General features: G+C 69.8%; 1 protein-coding gene. It reads left to right on the forward strand.

Annotation, left to right across the window (positions count from 1 at the left end):
- A partial coding sequence (locus ABGB08_RS54500; RefSeq protein WP_347608470.1) for a pyruvate formate lyase family protein occupies positions 1 to 1,668 on the forward strand: 1,668 nt, incomplete at both ends.

Raw genomic sequence — 1,668 nt, forward strand, 5'->3', positions numbered from 1 at the left:
GTCTTCGACGCCTACACCGCCGAGATCCGCGCCGCGCGCCGCTCGGGGGTCATCACCGGCCTGCCCGACGCCTACGGCCGGGGCCGCATCATCGGCGACTACCGCCGCGTCCCCCTGTACGGCGTGAACCACCTCATCGAGGCCAAGAAGGACGAGCTGCACAGCCTCGACCGTGCCTTCTCCAGCGACCCGGTGATCCGCGACCGGGAGGAGCTGGCCGAGCAGATCCGCGCCCTGGCCGAACTGCGCGAGATGGCCGCCTCCTACGGCTGCGACCTCTCCCGACCGGCCGCCACCGCGCGCGAGGCGATCCAGTGGCTCTACCTGGCCTACCTGGCCGCGGTGAAGGAGCAGAACGGCGCGGCCATGTCGCTGGGCCGCACCGCCACCTTCCTGGACATCTACCTGGAACGCGACCTCGCCGACGGCCTCATCACCGAGGAGCGCGCCCAGGAACTGATCGACGACTTCGTCATCAAGCTGCGGATCGTGCGCTTCCTGCGCACCCCCGAATACGACCAGCTCTTCTCCGGCGACCCGACCTGGGTGACCGAGTCGATCGGCGGCATGGGCGAGGACGGCCGCACCCTGGTGACCCGCACGAGCTTCCGCTACCTGCAGACCCTGCGCAACCTCGGCCCCGCGCCCGAGCCGAACCTGACGGTCTTCTGGTCGCCGCGACTGCCCGAGCCGTTCAAACGCTTCTGCGCCGAATTGTCGATCGACACCAGCTCCATCCAGTACGAGAGCGACGACCTGATGCGCCCCCAGTTCGGCGACGACACCGCGATCGCCTGCTGCGTGTCGGCCGCGCCCGTCGGGAAGCAGATGCAATTCTTCGGCGCCCGGGTCAACCTCGCCAAGACCCTGCTGTACGCCATCAACGGCGGCCGCGACGAGATGACCGGCGACCAGGTCGGCCCCGCCGTCCCGGCGCTGACAGGCGAGTACCTGGCCTACGAGGAGGTCGCCCCCGCCTTCGACCGGATGCTGGACTGGCTGGCCCGCACGTACGTCAACGCGCTCAACATCATCCACCACATGCACGACAAGTACGCCTACGAGCGCGTCGAGATGGCCCTGCACGACTACCCGGTCAAGCGCACCCTGGCCTGCGGCATCGCCGGCCTCTCAGTCGCCGCCGACAGCCTTTCGGCGATTCGCCACGCCCGCGTGCGCGTCATCCGCGACGCCGCCGGCATGGCGGTCGACTACGTGGCCGAGGGCGACTACCCCGCCTTCGGCAACAACGACGAGCGGGTGGACTCCATCGCCGTCGACCTGGTCCGCTCGTTCATGGCCAAGGTGCGCGAACATCCCGCCTACCGGGGCGCCGAGAACACCCAGTCCGTGCTGACCATCACCTCCAACGTGGTGTACGGCAAGCACACCGGCAACACCCCCGACGGCCGCCGCTCCGGCCAGCCGTTCGCCCCGGGCGCCAACCCGATGAACGGCCGCGACCGGCACGGGATGATCGCCTCGGCCCTGTCGGTGGCCAAACTGCCCTACGCGGACGCCCGCGACGGGATCTCGCTGACCAACACGGTGACGCCCGAAGGGCTCGGGCGTACCCCGGCGGAACGGGCGGGGAACCTGGTCGGCGTGCTGGACGCGTACGTGGACGCCGGTGGCTTCCACATGAACGTCAATGTCCTGACCCGCGCC

Origin of the sequence: Acrocarpospora sp. B8E8, from assembly GCF_039871605.1 — a bacterium.
GTDB classification, from domain to species: Bacteria; Actinomycetota; Actinomycetes; order Streptosporangiales; family Streptosporangiaceae; genus Acrocarpospora; species Acrocarpospora macrocephala.